Origin of the sequence: Candidatus Pristimantibacillus lignocellulolyticus (assembly GCA_023639215.1) — a bacterium.
Classification (GTDB): Bacteria; Bacillota; Bacilli; order Paenibacillales; family Paenibacillaceae; genus Pristimantibacillus; species Pristimantibacillus lignocellulolyticus.
Window position 1 is genome coordinate 1,364,182 of record CP097899.1, and the last position, 18,613, is coordinate 1,382,794.

Genomic DNA, 18,613 nt, shown 5'->3' on the forward strand with positions numbered 1-18,613 from the left:
TTACATTTTTTAAGTCGGCGAATAATAAATAAAGGAGGTACCTATAAAGGCACCTCCTTTTTATTCACCTACAGCCATTGAACATTACTCAAAACTCTTGATGATCGCCATTGCATCTTCATTATCAGGCTCAAGTTCAAGTAATTTTCTCGTATATTCTAATCCCTCTTCAGCTAATTCCATTTCGAAGCAGCAAACTGCTAGACCGTAATATACCGTTGAGACAATCTCATCTTCGTCTGAGTTAACCGATATTTCTAAGAAATATTTCGACTGCTCATACATGTCCATCTCAAATAGTATTAATCCTGCATCGAGTGCCAAGTCGTACTTTTGCTCCATCACATAGTACGAAGACCACATAATTTGTATCCCACTTGCAAGATCAGCTAATTCTTCATCGTTGGCATCTGGCAATAAACTTGAAATCTGCCTAGCACTTTGAATGAAAAATTCCGCATCGTATCCACCCAAACGCCAGAAGCTTAAAATCTGCTGTATACCCATCGTATCAATTCGATGATCTACCCATTCTTTCAAACTGAAAAATTCTTCTGGACCAAATCGTTCAACAAATCTATGATACGCTAATCTTGTATTCGTATAACTCATTGGATTGTCCACATTAATAAAGCATCCAACATTTAAATTTTTATAGTGATGAGGAGGAAATAACACCATTGCTCCACTCTCTTCATAAGCTTGTACAAAAGCATGGTAGTTAGCTGTAAATGAAAATGCTCCATGGAGAACCAACTCTGGCGGTTCTGCAAATTTAAAGCTATCTAAGAGATTATCTCCTTTGTCCGCGGTTATTAATACAAATCCTGACTGAGTTAGATCGTTCAGACGTTCTAAACATTTGAAGCCAGATGATGGCCATAGAATATGTGAATCTTCTAATTGCTCCTGATATGTGGCAATGACATTACGATATGGGAAATCTTCTTGTTCATACTCCGGTGTGAGACGATACTCATAACGTAAAGATAGTTGATCCAATACTTCTGATGGTTTAAGTGAATCCGCCTGTTCTGGATAATCAACAAACACATCTGCTTCATATATATGACCGTCACCAACATAAAGCAATTCTTGTGGAATACCGTCAAAGAAGTAATTGGCCACAATAATTAATGGCTGCTGCAGTTCTCCTGCACTAATCGTAATGTTTGATGCAACTAAATTCAGCTCAGTGTCATTAACAGCATCGAATTTTGCGAAGTCCACAATACCTTCCGCAATGAAATCTTGCAGTGCAGGATGTTCCTTCCATGCTATAACGTTATTCATCGCCAAATCCGTCATAACATAGCGGAATGGTGGTAGTACTATCCCTGCAAAATCTCTTAACTTACATAGCTCTACAAGCACATGATACGCAAGTCGGCCAGCTCCTGCACCTAACTCAACGATCACAACTGGCTCAGTAATGTTTCCTTTATTCGCCTGATCTTGCAGTAAGCCAAAGATCATTTCTGCATATACGGTTGCGATCATAGGGTTACTCGTTATATATTGAGGAACTTGGTCATTATTCCATGCCTTAAGTCCTTCTTCTTCATAGTAACTTCGGTTAAGTCCCCATATTGGTGCTTCACTAAAGCGGTAACGCTGTTGCTGATTATCTGTCATTCCATTATATCCTGCTCTCTACCAGTTATTTATTAGATGAATGATACCTCATCTACCTTACTACAATCATAACCTTTTTTACACTCCCACACTAATCCGATTATGAAATTAGCTTAATATTATTTTGTTTTTATTTGCAACACAATCAAAATCAACTAACTCGCAACAACAATAAAAAGACCGCCTGCACTAGCTGATGCTGTAATAGCTTCAACTTTTGCAAGCGGTCTTTTTCAATTCAATACAAACTTTTATTTTTGTTCAAAGAAACCTTCATATACTTTCACTAACTCATCTGCTTTATCAGAAATAACCATCATGACATAATTACCTTTTGTAATCAGCTTATAGTTTTTAGCATTTTCATATTGATCAGGAAGATACATTTCAAATGGCTTTTGTGCAGCTTCAGCTCTTGCTTTAAACGCTGCTTCAATTTCAGCAATATCTTTAGCATCTTTTACTTTCACAATGGCAAGCTCATTTGAGTGTACATTCATCACTGGAATTCTAATCTGGTAATCTTCAAGCTTAGCAACGTCTACATTGTAAATCGTTTGAACATCTTCTGCTGTTAATTCCATTAGATTTGGTTGTTCAACTTCCTTAAACATTTCATCTGCCATTTCTTTCGCAGTTAACTTCGACTCCACCGTAGGTGCATTGTTTCCAGAACAAGCTGTTACAATTACACTTAACACTGTAATTAACATAATAAACATCATTTTTTTATTCATTATATACACTCCTATATTTTTATTTATTGAACTTCATAATTAATAAACGTAAATACATAATAAAATGTTTCATGAAACTAAATAAAATATTTTATAGTTGTACTTATTCATTATTTTATTCAGTAAATTATTAAGTAATATTTCATAGTAATATTATGTCGCTTTTCAGTGATTGCATGCAACAAAACCGCTTACCTTATTGAGGCAAGCGGTTTGCAGAAAAAATGTTATAATATAAATTAATTACTTATTACATAATAAATTCCCAATTTCGTTAATAATCAGTTCAGATCCTTCACCGGTAGCTATTACCGTAATTTCTTCCTTATATCTTACTCCCATGGATAGGATCATTAATAAGCTTTTCGCATTATACATTTGTCCACCTTTAACGAGATGAACTTCCTCTGCATACTTTTGTGCAACTTCAGCAATTTTTTGCGCAGGTCGAGCATGAATCCCCGACATACTCATTACCTGATATGTTTTTTGCAACTATAGCACTCCTTACAACTTTTTGTTTACCTTCTGAATAAACTTCTCCGTTAACAAAAAGTTCACCTCGAAAGCATAAACTATAATTTAGTTTTAATATAATCTTTAAGTTTTTCAGCTTCCATCCCAAACACAACTTGAATGGAGCCTCCACCTAGGTGAATGACTCCTGCTGCACCTAGTTCTTTCAATCTCTTATCATTAACACCTAGCTCACTACGTACTACGACCCTCAATCTGGTAATACATGCATCAATACTCTCTATATTCGTTACGGCTCCAAGAGCCTCTATCACTTTATTAGCATGTTCATTAAATGTCTTGTTTTTCGTACTTTTTGTCGCTGTTACAGTAGCAAATGCAGGTTGTATATTGTTATCAATCCCCAAGTTCGATTCCCTACCTGGCGTAATAATATTAAACCGCACAATCATAAAACGGAATAGTGTGTAATAGATGGCGCTAAACACTAATCCTATTGGTATAAGCAATAACGGCTTCTCGGCTAGCGGATAATTAAGCACGTAATCAATAAAACCTGCTGAGAAACCAAAGCCATGTCTAATTTCTAATTCCGTCACTACATAAGCGCTAATACCCGCTAATAAAGCATGCGCAGCATAAAGTAATGGGGCAGTAAACATAAAGGCAAACTCTAAAGGTTCTGTAATTCCAGTAAGAAATGAAGCCAACGCTGCACTAATAAATATAGAAGATACATACTTTTTATTTTCTTTTTTGGCTGTATGCACAATAGCTAATGCCGCAGCAGGAAGAGCAAACATCATAATCGGGAAGAATCCTGTCATATATAATCCTGCTTGCGGGTCTCCACCAAAGAAACGATCAATATCTCCTTGAAATACTTGTCCCGCTTCATTCACATATGTCCCTACTTGAAACCATGCGATATTATTAAGGACATGATGTAGACCAAACGGAATCAGTAAACGATTCAGTGTCGTGTAGATAAAAGCACTTATGCCACCCAAATCTGTAATGTTTTGCCCTATTGAATTAAATGTAGCTTGAACTGGTCCCCAGATTAAGCCTAATCCGATAGCAATAAATACCATAGCAATAGAAGTTACAATAGGGACAAAACGCTTCCCTGAGAAAAAACCGAGCCAATTGGGTAGTTGAATTTGATGAAATCGCTTGTAAATATACGAAGCTATAATACCCGCTATAATGCCCCCCATGACTCCCATATCAATTTCATCATTCAACATCGGCCAGTCACCAAAAACGATAATTACATTTTGAAAAACATAATCCATGACCAGAAATGCTATGACAGCTGATAATGCAGCTACAGCATCCCCACCAATTCCTATACCGATGCTTATAGCGAAAATAAGCGGCAAGTTGTCAAATATCGCAGAGCCTCCTGCATCTAAAAAGGGAGCAATATATGTATTTATCCACACGCCTACACTACCTAGATGAAAATCAGCTGCATAATCAATTTTACCAAATCGAAATAGAATAGCTGCCGCAGGTAGTACTGCCACCGGTAACATTAACGACCTTCCAATGCTTTGCAAATATTTAAACAACATTACGAATGCCTCCGCTCTGATTTAGCTCAATACAACCCGGAATGCATGGGGTTCAGCAATAATAACATTACGAAAATTACATTCTATATGATCAATATTCCTTTCTCCGATAACAACAACGAGTACATGGGGCTTATACCCTGCTGACTTAATATGATCGAGATCGAATGTAATCAGTAGTTCTCCCTCTGACACTTGATCTCCATATTTCACGAAAACTTCAAAGCCTTCACCTTGTAAATCGACGGTATCTATACCGACATGAATAAGAAACTGCAGTCCTGAGGCATGTTCTATTACTATCGCGTGCTTCGTCTCTACAACATAAGATATTCTACCGCTAATTGGTGCCTTAACCGTTCCTTCGATTGGATCAAAAGCCACTCCTTCTCCCATATATCCACGTGAAAAAGCTTCATCCTGTACTTCATCTATAGAAAACATATTCCCTGTAACTGGTGCAGTAATCGAAACGTAAGAAAGCAGATCTGAATCTCTTTTTATGCGCTTTACAAACATTCGAATCCCTCTCTCTCATCTAGTGAATAATTCAATCTGAAATAAACGATATAAATGAATCGCTATATAACCTATTTCATCTTCAGAAACGACCACATCTAATTCGTCACTTATAATTTCAGCTAACTCTACTGCGAATTCATAAATATCAGAGTGAAGGGTTCTAATTTCTGCCGTAAATGGATTAACAATATGTTGACCTTCTATAATACGTTCCACTGCACCTCTAAGATGTGTTATAAGCCTGACATAATCTGTACTTGTTCTTTGAAGTTTGAAGCCCATTTTATCTTCAATATAATCAACTATTTTATTAAGCAGTCCTCTTACTTTGACTAACTGTCCTACCGATACCGTTTCTGTACAGGTATGAATATGTAACGTTAAAAAGCCAATTTCATCTTCAGGAATTTGCAATTGAAAATGTTGGTTAATCATGTCTACTGCTTCTGTTGCAATTTCATATTCTTGAGGAAAGCTTAATCTGGTCTCTGATAAAAATGGATTGCTAATCTCCATCTCATTTTTTAAACGATAAATGACGAATTGAATATGATTGGGAAGCGCGAAATAAACTTTCGGCTGAACTGGAGTTCCTAACCGATCTTTTACTTTATCGATAATCTGTTCAGAAATTTGGATGACTTGAGGATCAATGTTTTCTATAAGTGCTTGGAACTGACTACTTGGCTGTTCTTCATCCAATCGATACCGTCTTTCTATTTGAGGGTCATTCATATGAATGCTTTGATTTCCTTTTGAGGTAAAACCTAGTCCTTTACCAAAAAGTACATATTCTTTGTTTGTGATTGCATGAGAAGTGAGGATTACATTGTTACCTACAATACGATCGATTTTAAGTAAACTATCTTTACTCAACTCCCAAGCCCCCCTGTGGAAATCAACATCGCTATTCCTTATATTTTTTCTCTTATTATAAAAAAGAGCCGAAAAAGCCAACAAAAAGAACAGTTGGTCTTTCTCGGCTCATGCCTAGTATACTAGTAACACGCCTTCTAACTACTAATTATCATTTTATTGTAAATTTTTTATGAAGTCAATTAATACATCTTATGTTTTAATATAATAAAAATTACATTCCTTATTGACAATGTAAATTTGTGGATGTATGCTATGATCAATCCAATAGATAAGAACACATAACGTGTAACCGAGAGGGCATTAGTTATGTAAGCAGTAGTATTATGCTTACACGACTTATGTCCTTTTTTGCTTGTACACCTACTTATCTATGAGATGTCGTTCAAAAAGCTGACTTTGATAATGAAGTAATGCAGGAAGCATAATCGGCATCGAATATGAAGCCAACTTTTTGAACATGGATTAAATGAAAATATTATAAAAAAGGGAGCTAACACAATGAAATTGAAAACATTATTGTTATGCAGCGTAATTTGTATCCTATTAACTACAGTAGCATGCGGTAACAACGCTACTAACACAAATGGTAACGGCACTAATACTGAAAAACCAGCTACTACAGACACTAATAAGGATCCGGAAGTTACTACTACTGGTCTAAAGGGCGATTTTGAAATTCAATACTTTGTAGGCGGATATGGAGATGCTTGGTGGTTAGAAGTAATTGAAGGCTTCCAAAAAGCAAATCCCGATTTGAAAATTACGCAAAGCGCTGGTCCAAAAATTAATGAGCAAATGCAACCTCGATGGATTTCAAATGATCCACCAGATGTTGTATACATTGATGGCGCTGGCTCCAATGAACGTCAAATGATTGTTGATGATCAATTAATGGATATTACTAGTTTCCTTGAAACGGCAGTAAATGTTGACGGCGAAAAAATTAAAGATATTCTAATTTCACAACCGTCCATATTTAACGGTGATAAAAATTATAACCTTCCACTAGTATTCGGTTCATGGGGACTATTCTACGATAAAGCACTATTTACGCAAAATAACTGGGCTGTACCAACAAACTGGGATGAGTTCATTGCTGTAAGCGAACAAATTAAAGCTTCTGGTATGCCTGCACTACTTCATACAGGCGTTTATCCTTATTATATTAATGGTGGTCTATTAGATTCAGCAATGGTTGCTGCTAACGGTGGCGATACTTCCATTCTGACAAGTCAAGTAAATCTTGAAGAAGGTAGCTTCTCTAACGATGCTGTTAAAAAAGCTTTAGCGCAATTTATGCAACTAGTTGACAAAAACTTAATCGATCCAGGTTCTGTGGCATTAAATCATACAGATTCACAAGCACAATGGCTACAACATAAAGCTGCTTTCATTCCTAACGGTCTATGGTTAGAAAATGAAATGAAAAACGATATTCCTGCAGGTTTTGACTTTGGATTTATTCCTTCTGTTGCACAAGCAGCTGGTGAAAATAACATCGTTATCCCGTACACAGCTACTATCGCTATCGCTAAAGATGCTAAAAACCCTGATGCAGCTAAAGCTTTCCTTCAATATGTATTCACGAAACAAAATGCTCTTCGTTGGGCAGAGATCACTGGTGCGATTATGAACGTTAAAGCTGATCTAAGTAACTCTTCAGCAAGTGGAGTTGTTAAAGATGCTATGGACTTCTTCAACTCTGATACTACAACAGTGGCTCCTGTAACTGTACTTAATGCAGACGTAGAAAAAGTGAAACAAGATTCTATTATCGCATTATCCATTGGTAAAATTACACCTGAAGAATGGATGACACGTCTAGAAGAGGCAGCAGCTAAAGCTCGTAAATAACTTAAATTAACCAAACATATGAAGCGCTACTTGTGGAAGAAGTTCGGTACTTGTGTACATATTTCATACACAAATACTTACCTTCCCAAGTGCGCTTCATATTCAATATTGAATCCAGATGAATGGCATGACAAAGAGGAGGAACAACATGTCTCCACGCCTTAAGCGAACAGGCTTTATTACTATATTTTTATTACCTACTTTTATATTTTTCTGTTTATTTACACTTTATCCGATTGTTAAGGGCATCCAGATCTCATTCTTTGATTGGTCTGGTAGAACGAAGGAAATGGATTTTATCGGTATACAAAATTTCCTCGATCTATTCTCTGACCCCATTATTTGGACTGCAATTAAAAATGACTATTTTTTAGTTGTAGGTAAAGTACTTGGAATTATGCTACTAGCTACCATCTTTGCAGTCAGCGTAACTCGATTAAAAGTTGTAGGTAGAAATATTTTTCGAGTTATATTTTTTATTCCAAATGTTATTTCTGTTGTCGTTATTGGCGTATTATTCCGATTTGTTTACAACCCTAACTTAGGGTTTATTAACAGTTTTTTGTCATTGTTCACTGAAAATCCGGTACAAATCTCTTGGCTTGGGTCTGAGAATCTAGCTATGTGGTCATTATTATGGCCATCGATATGGGCTGGTATAGGTTTTTATATGATTTTGTTAATTGCTGCGATTTTAAGTATACCGACTGAACTTTACGAGGCTGCAGACTTGGATGGCGCCACGCAAAGCCAACAATTTTGGAGTTTAACACTACCTCTCATCTGGGAGCAAATGAAGGTTAGTATTTTACATATTGTGATGACCACATTAAACGGTTCATTTATCATTGTATGGATTATGACTGAAGGTGGTCCAGATAATTCTACACAAGTTATGGGCTCTTACCTGTATCAAATGGGCTTCCGACAATATCATATGGGATATGCAGCTGCCATTGGCGTTCTTATTCTAGTATTATCTCTTATCACAACTATGGCACTTCAAAAATTATTAAGTAAAAATACAACTGAATTAGCCTAAGGGGTGAACGCTTCATGGTACTCAATAAGCAGCATCCGATTGCTCGGATATTGACCTATCTTATCTTAATTATATGGACTGTGGCCGTTGTTTATCCACTAGTCTGGACATTACTAGGAGCATTAAAAAACAATCAGCAATTTATGTTAGACAAACCGTGGGCTCTTCCTGATTTTCCATTATTATGGTCTAATTTCAGCTACGTATGGACCAAATATGGCTTTGGAGGATTTTTCACAAACTCTATCATTGTTACGGCAGGCAGTATTTTCGTCTCATTATTTCTATCAGCTACATCTTCATATATTTTAGCACGATTCACATTTAAAGTTGGGAAAGCACTATATTCACTATATTTATCGGCAATGATGATTCCGATGATACTAGGATTAATTCCACTCTTCTTCTTATTAAATGATCTTGGATTAATTAATAACTTATTCGGACTAATCATTGTCTATTCAGCAAGTTCTTTACCGTTTGGAATATTCGTCCTAGTAAGCTTTTTCAAAATGCTACCAAGGGAATTAGAAGAAGCTGCTTATATTGACGGCGCAGGTTACTCCAGAACATTCTTCTCAGTCATGCTTCCACTTGCTAAGTCAGGATTAATTTCAGTAGCCATTATGAACGGGTTAACGATTTGGAACGAGTATATTATGGGTACAGTATTTACGAATAAGCCTGATCTCTACACGCTGCCTGTTGGTATGGCAGTAATGCAGACAGAAATGCAATATCGAACGGAATGGGGTCCACTATTTGCTGGATTGTTTTTATCCATTGTCCCTGTGCTTATTTTATACATTATCTTTCAGAAGCAAATTGCAGAAGGCGTTACGGCAGGTGCTGTTAAATAGGCTGGGATGTATATACTGCCTATTCTTATTACAAAACAAAGGCATGAACCAAGGTTAGTCCTTGATTCATGCCTTTGTTTTTATATCAAATCATTAGTTACGTTTTGGCGATTTTACATTTAGATTAAGCACTTCTGCTGTTGAAGCATGAATTTCGTTGAAAAGCTCTCGGTTTTGCGCTAATGACTTTCCATAAGAAGGAATCATTTCTTTTATTTTCGGTTCCCACTCTTTCATATGCTGCGGGAAACATTTATTAAATAGATCTAGCATGACGTGAACAGCAGTAGAAGCACCTGGAGAAGCACCAAGCAATGCAGCTACTGAGCCATCGGCAGCACTAACCACTTCGGTACCAAACTGCAGTGTTCCTTTTCCACCGGCCACAGTATCTTTGATTACTTGCACGCGCTGACCTGCTACTACGATGCCCCAATCCTCGCTTTTCGCATTAGGGATAAACTCGCGTAAATCCTCCATACGCTTTTCATTCGATAACAACACTTGTTGGATCAAATATTTTGTTAACGACATTTCTTTCACACCTGCCGCTAACATCGTCAACACATTATTCGGTTTAACAGAACCAATTAAATCAAACATTGAACCTGTTTTTAAGAATTTCGGTGAGAAGCCAGCAAATGGTCCAAACAGCAATGATTTTTTATTATCGATGAATCTAGTATCAAGATGCGGAACGGACATTGGCGGAGCGCCAACTTTAGCTTTACCGTATACTTTAGCATGATGCTGCGCTATGACATCAGGATTGTTACATACCATGAATAGTCCACTAACCGGGAATCCACCAATATGTTTCGATTCTGGAATACCTGTTTTTTGTAATAACGGTAGACTTCCACCACCTCCGCCGATAAAGACGAATTTTGCAGTATGACGTTCTACTTTATTACTATTAAGATTTTTCACTTTCAATTCCCATGATCCGTCACTTGTACGATTAAGGTCACTTACACTATGGTTGTAATTTATTTGAACATTTTTACTCTTCAAGTGGTCAAACATCATGCGTGTTAAAGCTCCGAAGTTGACATCTGTGCCAGAGTCAATTTTAGTTGCTGCTATCGGTTCTTTAGATGTACGGCCTTCCATAATAAGTGGAATCCATTCCATCAATTTATCTGGGTCGTCGGAAAATTCCATACCTTGGAACAATGCATTGTCTGATAACGCTTCATAACGTTTTTTCAAAAACGATACATTTTTTTCGCCTTGTACCATACTCATATGAGGTATTGGCATAATAAAGTCCTGAGGATTACGGATCAGATTGTTATTAACTAGATAAGACCAAAACTGTCTTGAAAGCTGAAACTGTTCATTAATCTGGATAGCTTTGCTAATATCTATTGACCCATCCGATTTTTCGGAGGTATAGTTAAGCTCGCACAGTGCAGCATGCCCTGTTCCCGCATTATTCCATTCGTTAGAGCTTTCCTCTCCTGCGTCTGAGAGCTTTTCAAATACTTTAATTTCCCATTCTGGCGCTAATTGTTTCAGTAATGATCCTAAAGTAGCACTCATGACACCGGCACCAATTAAGATAACGTCTGTTTTTTGCTGTCTGTCGCTCATTTTAACCTTCCTTATCCCCTATAATTTTCAAAAAAGACGTAGGCGTTCCTTCATAGCAGTTACAACAAGCCGATTTCCGACCTAGTCACATACTTTATATGTATTCATTATAATCTTTTCAAAATTATTTAAGGATTAAAAATATCTATCACTACAATAATAATTATATATTGTTTAAACATTTCATTAATTCTATTTTACTTGATCTTACATCATTGTCCAAGTTACCTTCAACCTAATTTCGTTTGATACGACAACCAGCATTCTTGAAAAAGTTAAAACAAGGAGACCCCGCTTCCTTCCAACCAATTAAACTATGGAGAAATCATTACATCGAATGATATCCGAAGCTGGTTGTCTAAAGAAAAAAAGATAAGAAACTAGCCAATATGACTAGTCTCCTATCTTTTATAAAATTATATATTTCGTTTCTCATATTCAAACGGTTTTTCACACGAATAAATTTCATCGAAAAAACCCCGATAAGGGATATCGTCTTCTAGACATTTTATGCAATACGATAACTCCTCGTCACACTGGGGCTCTTCACCGTTGTTCCACATTACCTCGAATGTATCTACAATACCTTCCATGAGGGTTACTTTAATAAACAAATGCAACTTATCCAACATTGAATCTTCGATCATGGTCTCGGATCTATATCCCTCGAGGACTGTCTCAAAATAATCATCCATAAACTTTTTACGTTTATTAACGTCTGGTTCAAATTGTATCCAGCCCATTCCGCTTATCCAAAGATCTGCCAGGTCATACATATACCAACCGAAACATGAATTATCAAAATCATATACAGTAATTTGCCCAGTATCAAAATCTATCGAATAATTTCCATCATTATAATCAAAATGAATCATACCAAAATTGTCCTGATTGTTGTCTAATCCATTTAAAGTATCGAGAATCTCTATCAGCTTTTCCTTTAGCAGGAATAAGGAGTCGGGAATCAATCTATTGAGATATTCAGTATTAAATTTATCAAAAAAACTATACCGGCGATGGACAGGCGTATATCCTTTCGATATTTGGTGCAGTTTCCCCAGGACTTTACCGCAATTATAATAATATTCGGAAATCGGAACGCCTTCACGGTATCGATAATTATTTTCTACAAACATTTTTCCTCTGGCCTTTTTAAATAGGCAAACAAAAATGGTGTAATTATTATAAGTTATCTCTTCCAGCATATTTCCTTGCCTGGAAATGACTACATCTGAGACATTTCCACCATGCTCAAATAAATACCTGATATACTCAACTTCGCCTAGGATATCTTCTCGGCTCCTGTCAGATAAGTAAGAGATTCTGAGTATTTTAGCATCCTCACCCTCTTTCTCACAGATGTATACGACATTTCGCCCTCCATCATGTGCCGGAATCAGCCCAATTTCATAGCCCTCTAATTCGAATAAATTTAATACCAATGTAAGTAAATAGGTATCTCCGATTGAAACAACTTCGTTATAATTTATAACTATCTCTCCTTTTCGTACAAACATCTACTTATGAATACAAAAAAAGCATACCTTAATCGCGGCATGCTCAATGGACTTTTTTGATCATTTTAAGTATTTTTCAATCTAATAGGTGCAAACCATTCCATTTGACAATATTGCCCATCATATGCATCCGTGTCAATTTTTTCGAAGTAGAATTCTCTATCTAGAAGTTCATATTTCCCGTTGTGCTCCTTGGCAAGCCTATCGATGGCAGTATACAGCTCCTCTGCACGTAGTCCGCTAATCTCTTCATAATGATGATTTCCAATATAGCGAAATCCCACGCACATGGAAGCAGGGACAGTGTCGCTTGTAAAGCCATCAGGAATATCGTGTAGATTCTTTACACGCATAGACGGCAAATAGTACGTCCAACTAAACGATGGATCAGGTGTCCTCGTTAGACCGTAATAGATATTGGATTCCACCTGATTAGGCACAAGATGCCGCTTGTTCCACCAAAACTGTTTGGCAGCTTCGGGAGCTTTGGTCAGTGATTGAGCGATCTCAATTTGATATCTTTTCCCGATTACATGAAAGGATGGAATCATCACCAGATCCGGACCATATATCATATTTCCACAAACATCATTTTTGGGAAATAGATACAGAGGAGGCGTTAAGTGAATGTTTTTGCCAGATTCCCTGCATTCGCCGGGTGTTATTCCATATTCGCGTTTAAATGCACGTATATAAGTTTGCTCATGTTCATAACCGCATTCGATGGCAATGTCCAGGACCCTCTTCTCACTTTGTATCAAATTCTCTAAGCTAACGGCCAGCTTTCGAGAGCGGATATAGCTTTGTAGTGGCACACCGAAAACAAACTTGAAAAGCCGACGCAAATGAACCGTGGAGACCGGAAGATCATTCAGATATTCTGTCTCGCTCGTCCCAGAAATATTCTCTTCTATACGTGATAGTAATACAGATAGCAGCTTGTATGGTTCTATAGCCTATGTCACTCTCCTAGTATATTTTGCATCTTATCTTAACCATAACAACAAACTCAGTGTGTTACACATAATTGTTACTAGTTAAATGATACCACATTATGTAATTTTTTGTCGTTTTATACATAAAAAAGCCATAACCAATTCATTGGTTATGGCTTACAATATTAAGGCAAATCGTCCTTCGGTTTCGCCCTACCTCTCGAAACAGTCACCACTCTATAGCGGCTCCACTTACAAATCTGTACACGGCTAATTGTTCATTCATCCCTCAAGTGAGAGCGTATCATTCACCCAAAAAAGATTCAACAATTGTTCCTTGCCTTGATCTGTTAGATACATCCGGTTTCCCTCATTTACTGATTGTTGTAACTGTTCAGTAAACATCATTAACATAAAAATCTATAATTTCAGTAAGATTATATCGTAATATAACACACCATCATATTAGTTTTATATTCAAATTTCATTCGAAATTTTACAACAATTATTATCGATACATTATATTAATGTAATAATAGTTGCTTCAGTTACTATGGTATGTGATTCTCACAGCCGCATATTCACATATTTAAGTAGTTAATTTTCATATTAATCTTCAGTTTTATGTAAGCAACGACTTCCCATAAAACGTACATATATCTAACAGTAAATTATAATTATACCTTATTGTTGCAATTAAATCAAGTTATCGGATTTTTAACCAAAGATCAGTTCATTCTTAAGCTAATACAAATGATATACTGTAGTTGTCTATGCTACACTGAAATTATACATTCACTTACAAGTAGGTACATAAAATAAGTTTTAGAGGTGTTGCTTATGCCAGACTGGTCATATCATCCATTAAAAAAACTTTTTCTAAACAACTTAATTCCTTCATCAAGTAGAGAGTTTATTCATAAATCGATGAGTACAATCGCATCGATTCCTGGTGGGCGAGCACTTATTAACTTCTTAGGACATATGAACCCTCCATCGCAATTTAAGAAAGAAATTTCTAATACAACATTCCCTTCTCCTATAGGATTAAGTAGCCTCATTGATCCAAACCTATCGGGTATAAAGGCATTCCAAGAGTTAGGGTTCGGATTTATTGAAGTTGGCCCCATCGTCTTAAACGAACCTAAAAAACAATTCCCTCCAATTTTGCATAATAAGCAATTACAATTTGCTCATCATCAAGAAAAACTTCCACTTAAACTTGCACTCAAGCAATTTACAAATCTCAATAGTCGAGTACCCATATTTGCAAAGATCGACGAACAGGTGGACAGACAAGAATTGACGATCATTGCACAGCAATTAACACCGTATGTGGATGCTTTTGTTGCAACATGTGAGCAAATCAGCTTTTTCTATGAAACAAACACAATACCTACTCTTTATGCGTCATTTTCAGCTAATGAAATCAATTCAGAAGCATTCAAGCAGTTTCTAGAACAAACAAGTGTAGCTGGGATTGTTATCAATGCGCCTCGTCAAACGATAGATAATTACTGGCATGAGGAAGAAAAAGCGAATGAATGCTTAACCCGCTTAGTACGGCAAGTGAAAAACTTACATCCAGAGCTTGTCGTCATCACGTCAGGTGGCGTGGATAATCCAGATGATGCTTATGCTCTAGTTCATGCCGGCGCAGATCTTATGATGCTAACTGAAGGATATGTGATGACTGGACCGGGATTACCAAAGAGAACTCACGAACGATTATTATATGAAGAAGTCCAACCAACGAAAACTGTACCGTGGCACTGGTCATTATTATTTGGAATATCCATTTTTATTGGAGGATTAATCGCCTTATATTTCGCATTCACGAGTATCATCCTTCCCTATGATGAGTCATTTATTGGGCTAAGAAGAGCCGATATATTACAGATCAATCCACTCATCTTGTCGTTTATGTCTCATGACAGAATGGCTCTAGCTGGAACGATGATCTCTGGTGGCATATTGTATATTCAACTTGCACGCCACGGGCTGAAATACGGTATGCATTGGGCAAAGATTGCTTTTCATAGTGCTGCTATTATAGGGTTTCTTGGTATTTTCCTGTTTATTGGCTATGGTTATTTTGATTGGTTACACGGTTTATTTTGGCTAATTTTATTACCGATATATTATTTTAGCTATAAGGAAGGAAAAGCAGTAATAGGTACACCCTATTCCAATCATGGAAGTAATGATAGAGCTTGGCAACTTGGAAACTATGGACAGTTGATGTTCGTCCTACTCGGGTTTTCTATAGTAGTAGGAGGCATTGTAATTTCTATTATAGGTGTATCTAAAGTGTTTATCGCAACTGACTTAAGCTTTCTTTGTATGTCACCTGAAATGATAGAAAGTATTAATAATAAGTTGATTCCTGTTATTGCACATGACAGAGCAGGATTTGGCGGAGCCTTAGTAAGTGTAGGTCTGCTTGTTTTAATGCTTTCTTTATGGGGCTTCAGACAAGGGGAACGTTGGATTTGGAATACCCTTGCTATTGGTGCATTACCTGCTTTTATAACCGGAATTGGAACGCATATCTATATTGGATATACTACCTTTATCCATTTACTACCGGTTTATTTTTTAGTTATTTTATATTTGGTAGGATTAGTATTATCCTATCGTTATCTAAAACTACCTAGCACAAAACAGAGCTGATCTTCGATTACTTGAAGATCAGCTCTGTTTTTTATTTCTGTGTAGAAGTATTATCGATTTACTCATTTATTTTCAATAAGAAAATGCATATTTCTCGAATTGATTTCTTAGATTTGCTTCGAAAGGTATGACTACTCCTTTACTCCATATATTCATACAACGTAACACTCTCAATATAGTTTACAAAACGTCTTAACTCTTTTGCTTCTTCACTGCTAATCTCACCAGCTGCGAGCATACTATGAATTTCTTGGCGTTCGATGTCCATTACCATTAGACGAAGCGCTTCTTTTTGTTCTTCTCTTATCTCATAATTAGTCACTGCTTTTTCTTTGGAACGACTTAATATTCTTTTGTAATCTAATATGACTGCTTGGGCAATATCTGGCGTTTCACTTGTAACAGAATAGTCCTTAATTGTTGCAATAGCTGCTTGAATCGCTTTTAATTGAATATGCTTTCCTAGCCGTAATTTATCTGAATTAAGTCCTGTTTCTTTACGGTGCTTGCCATTAAACTGATACCAGCCTCTAATTGCTCGTCCAATAATATATTTCGCGCCACTACTAACATTAGTAGAAAGCATCTCTTCACGATGCTCTAGCGATTGTTCAAACGTATCAAACACTTCTTGATCGATTTGATTGTCTTCCATTAGATCATGGATGTATTTTCTCTCAGCTTTCAGCCCTAGTAATCTTATTTCCATAATTTTTTTACGATAGTGTTCTTTATCTTCTAAATGATCTAGATGCATACCCTCGAACATCATTCTATATTCACTCATAAGCTCATATACAACAGGTTCATTCTCTTCATTCATCTCATGTCTCATCTTCTTAATAGCTGCTAGTAAAATTTTCTGTTTTGCTTTAGCGATATTATTTTTATTGTTAACTCCTGCTTTTGACGAACTATCTTTACTTAATAACGGTAGAAAAACAGTGGCTACGATTAATGTGAATAAAATAACACCCGCTGCTATAAATAGTATCAACGAACGCTCGGGAAACAGTTCCCCGCTATTAATGATAAATGGAATCGATAGAACCCCTGCCATAGTTACTGCACCACGAACACCTGTCAAACTAATTAGTAAGCTTGTTCGGAAACTCGGTCGGTCTGCATCTGTTGTCTTAAGCAAATGAAATTGATAAAAGGAGAACACAAATGTCCATACAAAACGAATAGAAAGAATAACTACACCAATTGCAAGCACATATTCAATGGCCAACCAGTTATTTATGTTGGGATTAGCTACAGTGGCTAACATAGAGGAAGGAATATTAAGTCCTAGTAGCAGGAACACAACACCATTCAATACAAATAACACAATCGACCAAATATTTTCTGTCAGTACTTTCTCTTCTGCCACCAATTTCTCTGTTCGCGCTGAAGTTAAAGAGTGCGTTACCCCTGCTACGACAACGGCAATAACTCCCGATGCATGCAGTAACTCTTCAGTTACAATATAGATAATAAACGGCGTCAATACTTGGAGTAATGAATGGAAAGTTACATCGGTAATGCCTTTTTTACGCAAAACAAAAGTGATCCATGTAATTAATATTATTAATACCAAACCGATTATTGCACCTGCAATAAATACATATGTAAAATCAAAAAATGCTTCTTTAATCGAGAAATATCCTGTTACGACTGCAACTACTGCATAATTAAAGGCTACTAAGCCAGAAGCATCATTAATAAGAGATTCTCCTCTTACCAAATTCAATACTTTTTCGGGAATATGAATACGCTTCGCTATCCCGTTAACGGCTACAGGGTCAGTCGGTGAAAGAATCGCAGCTAATGCAAATGCTGCGGCAATCGGAATATCAGGAATCATCCAATGGATAAAGTATCCCCCACCGATCGTCGTAATAAGAACAAGGACAATAGCATTGCCTAGGATGGGTACTTTCATCTTCCACAACGCTTCACGTGGAAAGTGTCTACCGTCATTAAATAACAATGGCGCAATAAATAATAATAAGAACCATTCCGATTCTAGTTCAAATGAAATATCTTTAAAAATAAAAGTGAGGATAATGCCTAATGCAATTTGAATTAATGCAGTAGGTATAGAGGGGATATAATGACTAATTATATTTGAGACTAATAAGCAAACCAGCAGTAATAATACCATTACCAACAAATCCATACGGTTAACCCCTTATTCTCTAGTGTAAATATAGGTTAGTATTCTGTACTTTGTATATTATATGTATGATGAGAAGACCATTGTTCACACATCAATTGCGGTAAGTTAAGTTTATACTGTACGGAATAACTTGTATAGATTT

Annotated in this window: 14 protein-coding genes; 4 read left to right on the plus strand and 10 right to left on the minus strand. The window is 36.5% G+C overall.

The features are described 5' to 3' along the window. Nucleotides 1-84: 84 nt before the first annotated feature. The 6 genes from NAG76_05625 to NAG76_05650 form a co-directional block, all read right to left on the minus strand. Nucleotides 85-1,635, minus strand: a complete 1,551-nt coding sequence (locus tag NAG76_05625) for a tetratricopeptide repeat protein (protein URN95726.1) — start codon at nt 1,633-1,635, stop codon at nt 85-87. Nucleotides 1,636-1,886: 251 nt separating this feature from the next. After that, entirely contained in the window at nt 1,887-2,372 is a 486-nt protein-coding gene (locus NAG76_05630) for a DUF4358 domain-containing protein (GenBank protein URN95727.1), read from the minus strand. A gap of 243 nt (nt 2,373-2,615) precedes the next feature. After that, complete coding sequence (locus NAG76_05635) at nt 2,616-2,867, minus strand: HPr family phosphocarrier protein (GenBank protein URN95728.1); 252 nt, start codon at nt 2,865-2,867, stop codon at nt 2,616-2,618. An 80-nt stretch (nt 2,868-2,947) separates the two neighbouring features. Next, a complete protein-coding gene (locus NAG76_05640; GenBank protein URN96772.1) occupies nt 2,948-4,426 on the minus strand; it encodes a PTS transporter subunit EIIC in 1,479 nt (492 codons plus the stop codon). 24 nt (nt 4,427-4,450) lie between these two features. After that, entirely contained in the window at nt 4,451-4,948 is a 498-nt protein-coding gene (locus NAG76_05645) for a PTS glucose transporter subunit IIA (GenBank protein ID URN95729.1), read from the minus strand. A gap of 15 nt (nt 4,949-4,963) precedes the next feature. Then, nucleotides 4,964-5,827 carry a PRD domain-containing protein gene (locus NAG76_05650; protein ID URN95730.1) on the minus strand — a complete coding sequence of 288 codons (864 nt, stop codon included), beginning with the start codon at nt 5,825-5,827 and terminating at the stop codon, nt 4,964-4,966. Between the two features lie 501 nt (nt 5,828-6,328). Between NAG76_05650 and NAG76_05655 the strand changes: the two genes are divergently transcribed. The 3 genes from NAG76_05655 to NAG76_05665 all read left to right on the plus strand — a co-directional run bounded on the left by NAG76_05655 (nt 6,329) and on the right by NAG76_05665 (nt 9,586). Then, nucleotides 6,329-7,684: an extracellular solute-binding protein gene (locus NAG76_05655; GenBank protein ID URN95731.1), complete on the plus strand. Its 1,356-nt coding sequence runs from the start codon at nt 6,329-6,331 to the stop codon at nt 7,682-7,684. Nucleotides 7,685-7,832: 148 nt separating this feature from the next. After that, a complete protein-coding gene (locus tag NAG76_05660; protein ID URN95732.1) occupies nt 7,833-8,726 on the plus strand; it encodes a sugar ABC transporter permease in 894 nt (297 codons plus the stop codon). A gap of 14 nt (nt 8,727-8,740) precedes the next feature. Next, entirely contained in the window at nt 8,741-9,586 is an 846-nt protein-coding gene (locus NAG76_05665; protein URN95733.1) for a carbohydrate ABC transporter permease, read from the plus strand. Nucleotides 9,587-9,679: 93 nt separating this feature from the next. Here the strand turns inward: NAG76_05665 and NAG76_05670 are convergent, their stop codons facing one another. The 3 genes from NAG76_05670 to NAG76_05680 all read right to left on the minus strand — a co-directional run bounded on the left by NAG76_05670 (nt 9,680) and on the right by NAG76_05680 (nt 13,274). Then, complete coding sequence (locus NAG76_05670) at nt 9,680-11,182, minus strand: malate:quinone oxidoreductase (GenBank protein ID URN95734.1); 1,503 nt, start codon at nt 11,180-11,182, stop codon at nt 9,680-9,682. A gap of 416 nt (nt 11,183-11,598) precedes the next feature. After that, nucleotides 11,599-12,699, minus strand: a complete 1,101-nt coding sequence (locus NAG76_05675; GenBank protein URN95735.1) for a phosphotransferase — start codon at nt 12,697-12,699, stop codon at nt 11,599-11,601. Nucleotides 12,700-12,764: 65 nt separating this feature from the next. Then, nucleotides 12,765-13,274: a GyrI-like domain-containing protein gene (locus tag NAG76_05680; GenBank protein URN95736.1), complete on the minus strand. Its 510-nt coding sequence runs from the start codon at nt 13,272-13,274 to the stop codon at nt 12,765-12,767. Between the two features lie 1,200 nt (nt 13,275-14,474). Here NAG76_05680 and NAG76_05685 point away from each other — a divergent pair. After that, on the plus strand, nt 14,475-16,307 hold the full coding sequence (locus NAG76_05685) for a dihydroorotate dehydrogenase (protein ID URN95737.1): 1,833 nt from the start codon (nt 14,475-14,477) through the stop codon (nt 16,305-16,307). Between the two features lie 139 nt (nt 16,308-16,446). Here the strand turns inward: NAG76_05685 and NAG76_05690 are convergent, their stop codons facing one another. Beyond that, complete coding sequence (locus NAG76_05690; protein ID URN95738.1) at nt 16,447-18,471, minus strand: Na+/H+ antiporter; 2,025 nt, start codon at nt 18,469-18,471, stop codon at nt 16,447-16,449. Between the last annotated feature and the right edge of the window lie 142 nt (nt 18,472-18,613).

Bases quoted from the DNA above. Each gene is read 5' to 3' on its own strand.
- NAG76_05625 (URN95726.1), bottom strand. From the start codon at position 1,635: ATGACAGATAATCAGCAACAGCGTTACCGCTTTAGTGAAGCACCAATA.
- NAG76_05630 (URN95727.1), bottom strand. From the start codon at position 2,372: ATGAATAAAAAAATGATGTTTATTATGTTAATTACAGTGTTAAGTGTA.
- NAG76_05645 (URN95729.1), bottom strand. From the start codon at position 4,948: ATGTTTGTAAAGCGCATAAAAAGAGATTCAGATCTGCTTTCTTACGTT.
- NAG76_05655 (URN95731.1), top strand. From the start codon at position 6,329: ATGAAATTGAAAACATTATTGTTATGCAGCGTAATTTGTATCCTATTA.
- NAG76_05660 (URN95732.1), top strand. From the start codon at position 7,833: ATGTCTCCACGCCTTAAGCGAACAGGCTTTATTACTATATTTTTATTA.
- NAG76_05665 (URN95733.1), top strand. From the start codon at position 8,741: ATGGTACTCAATAAGCAGCATCCGATTGCTCGGATATTGACCTATCTT.
- NAG76_05670 (URN95734.1), bottom strand. From the start codon at position 11,182: ATGAGCGACAGACAGCAAAAAACAGACGTTATCTTAATTGGTGCCGGT.
- NAG76_05675 (URN95735.1), bottom strand. From the start codon at position 12,699: ATGTTTGTACGAAAAGGAGAGATAGTTATAAATTATAACGAAGTTGTT.
- NAG76_05680 (URN95736.1), bottom strand. From the start codon at position 13,274: ATGATATATGGTCCGGATCTGGTGATGATTCCATCCTTTCATGTAATC.
- NAG76_05685 (URN95737.1), top strand. From the start codon at position 14,475: ATGCCAGACTGGTCATATCATCCATTAAAAAAACTTTTTCTAAACAAC.
- NAG76_05690 (URN95738.1), bottom strand. From the start codon at position 18,471: ATGGATTTGTTGGTAATGGTATTATTACTGCTGGTTTGCTTATTAGTC.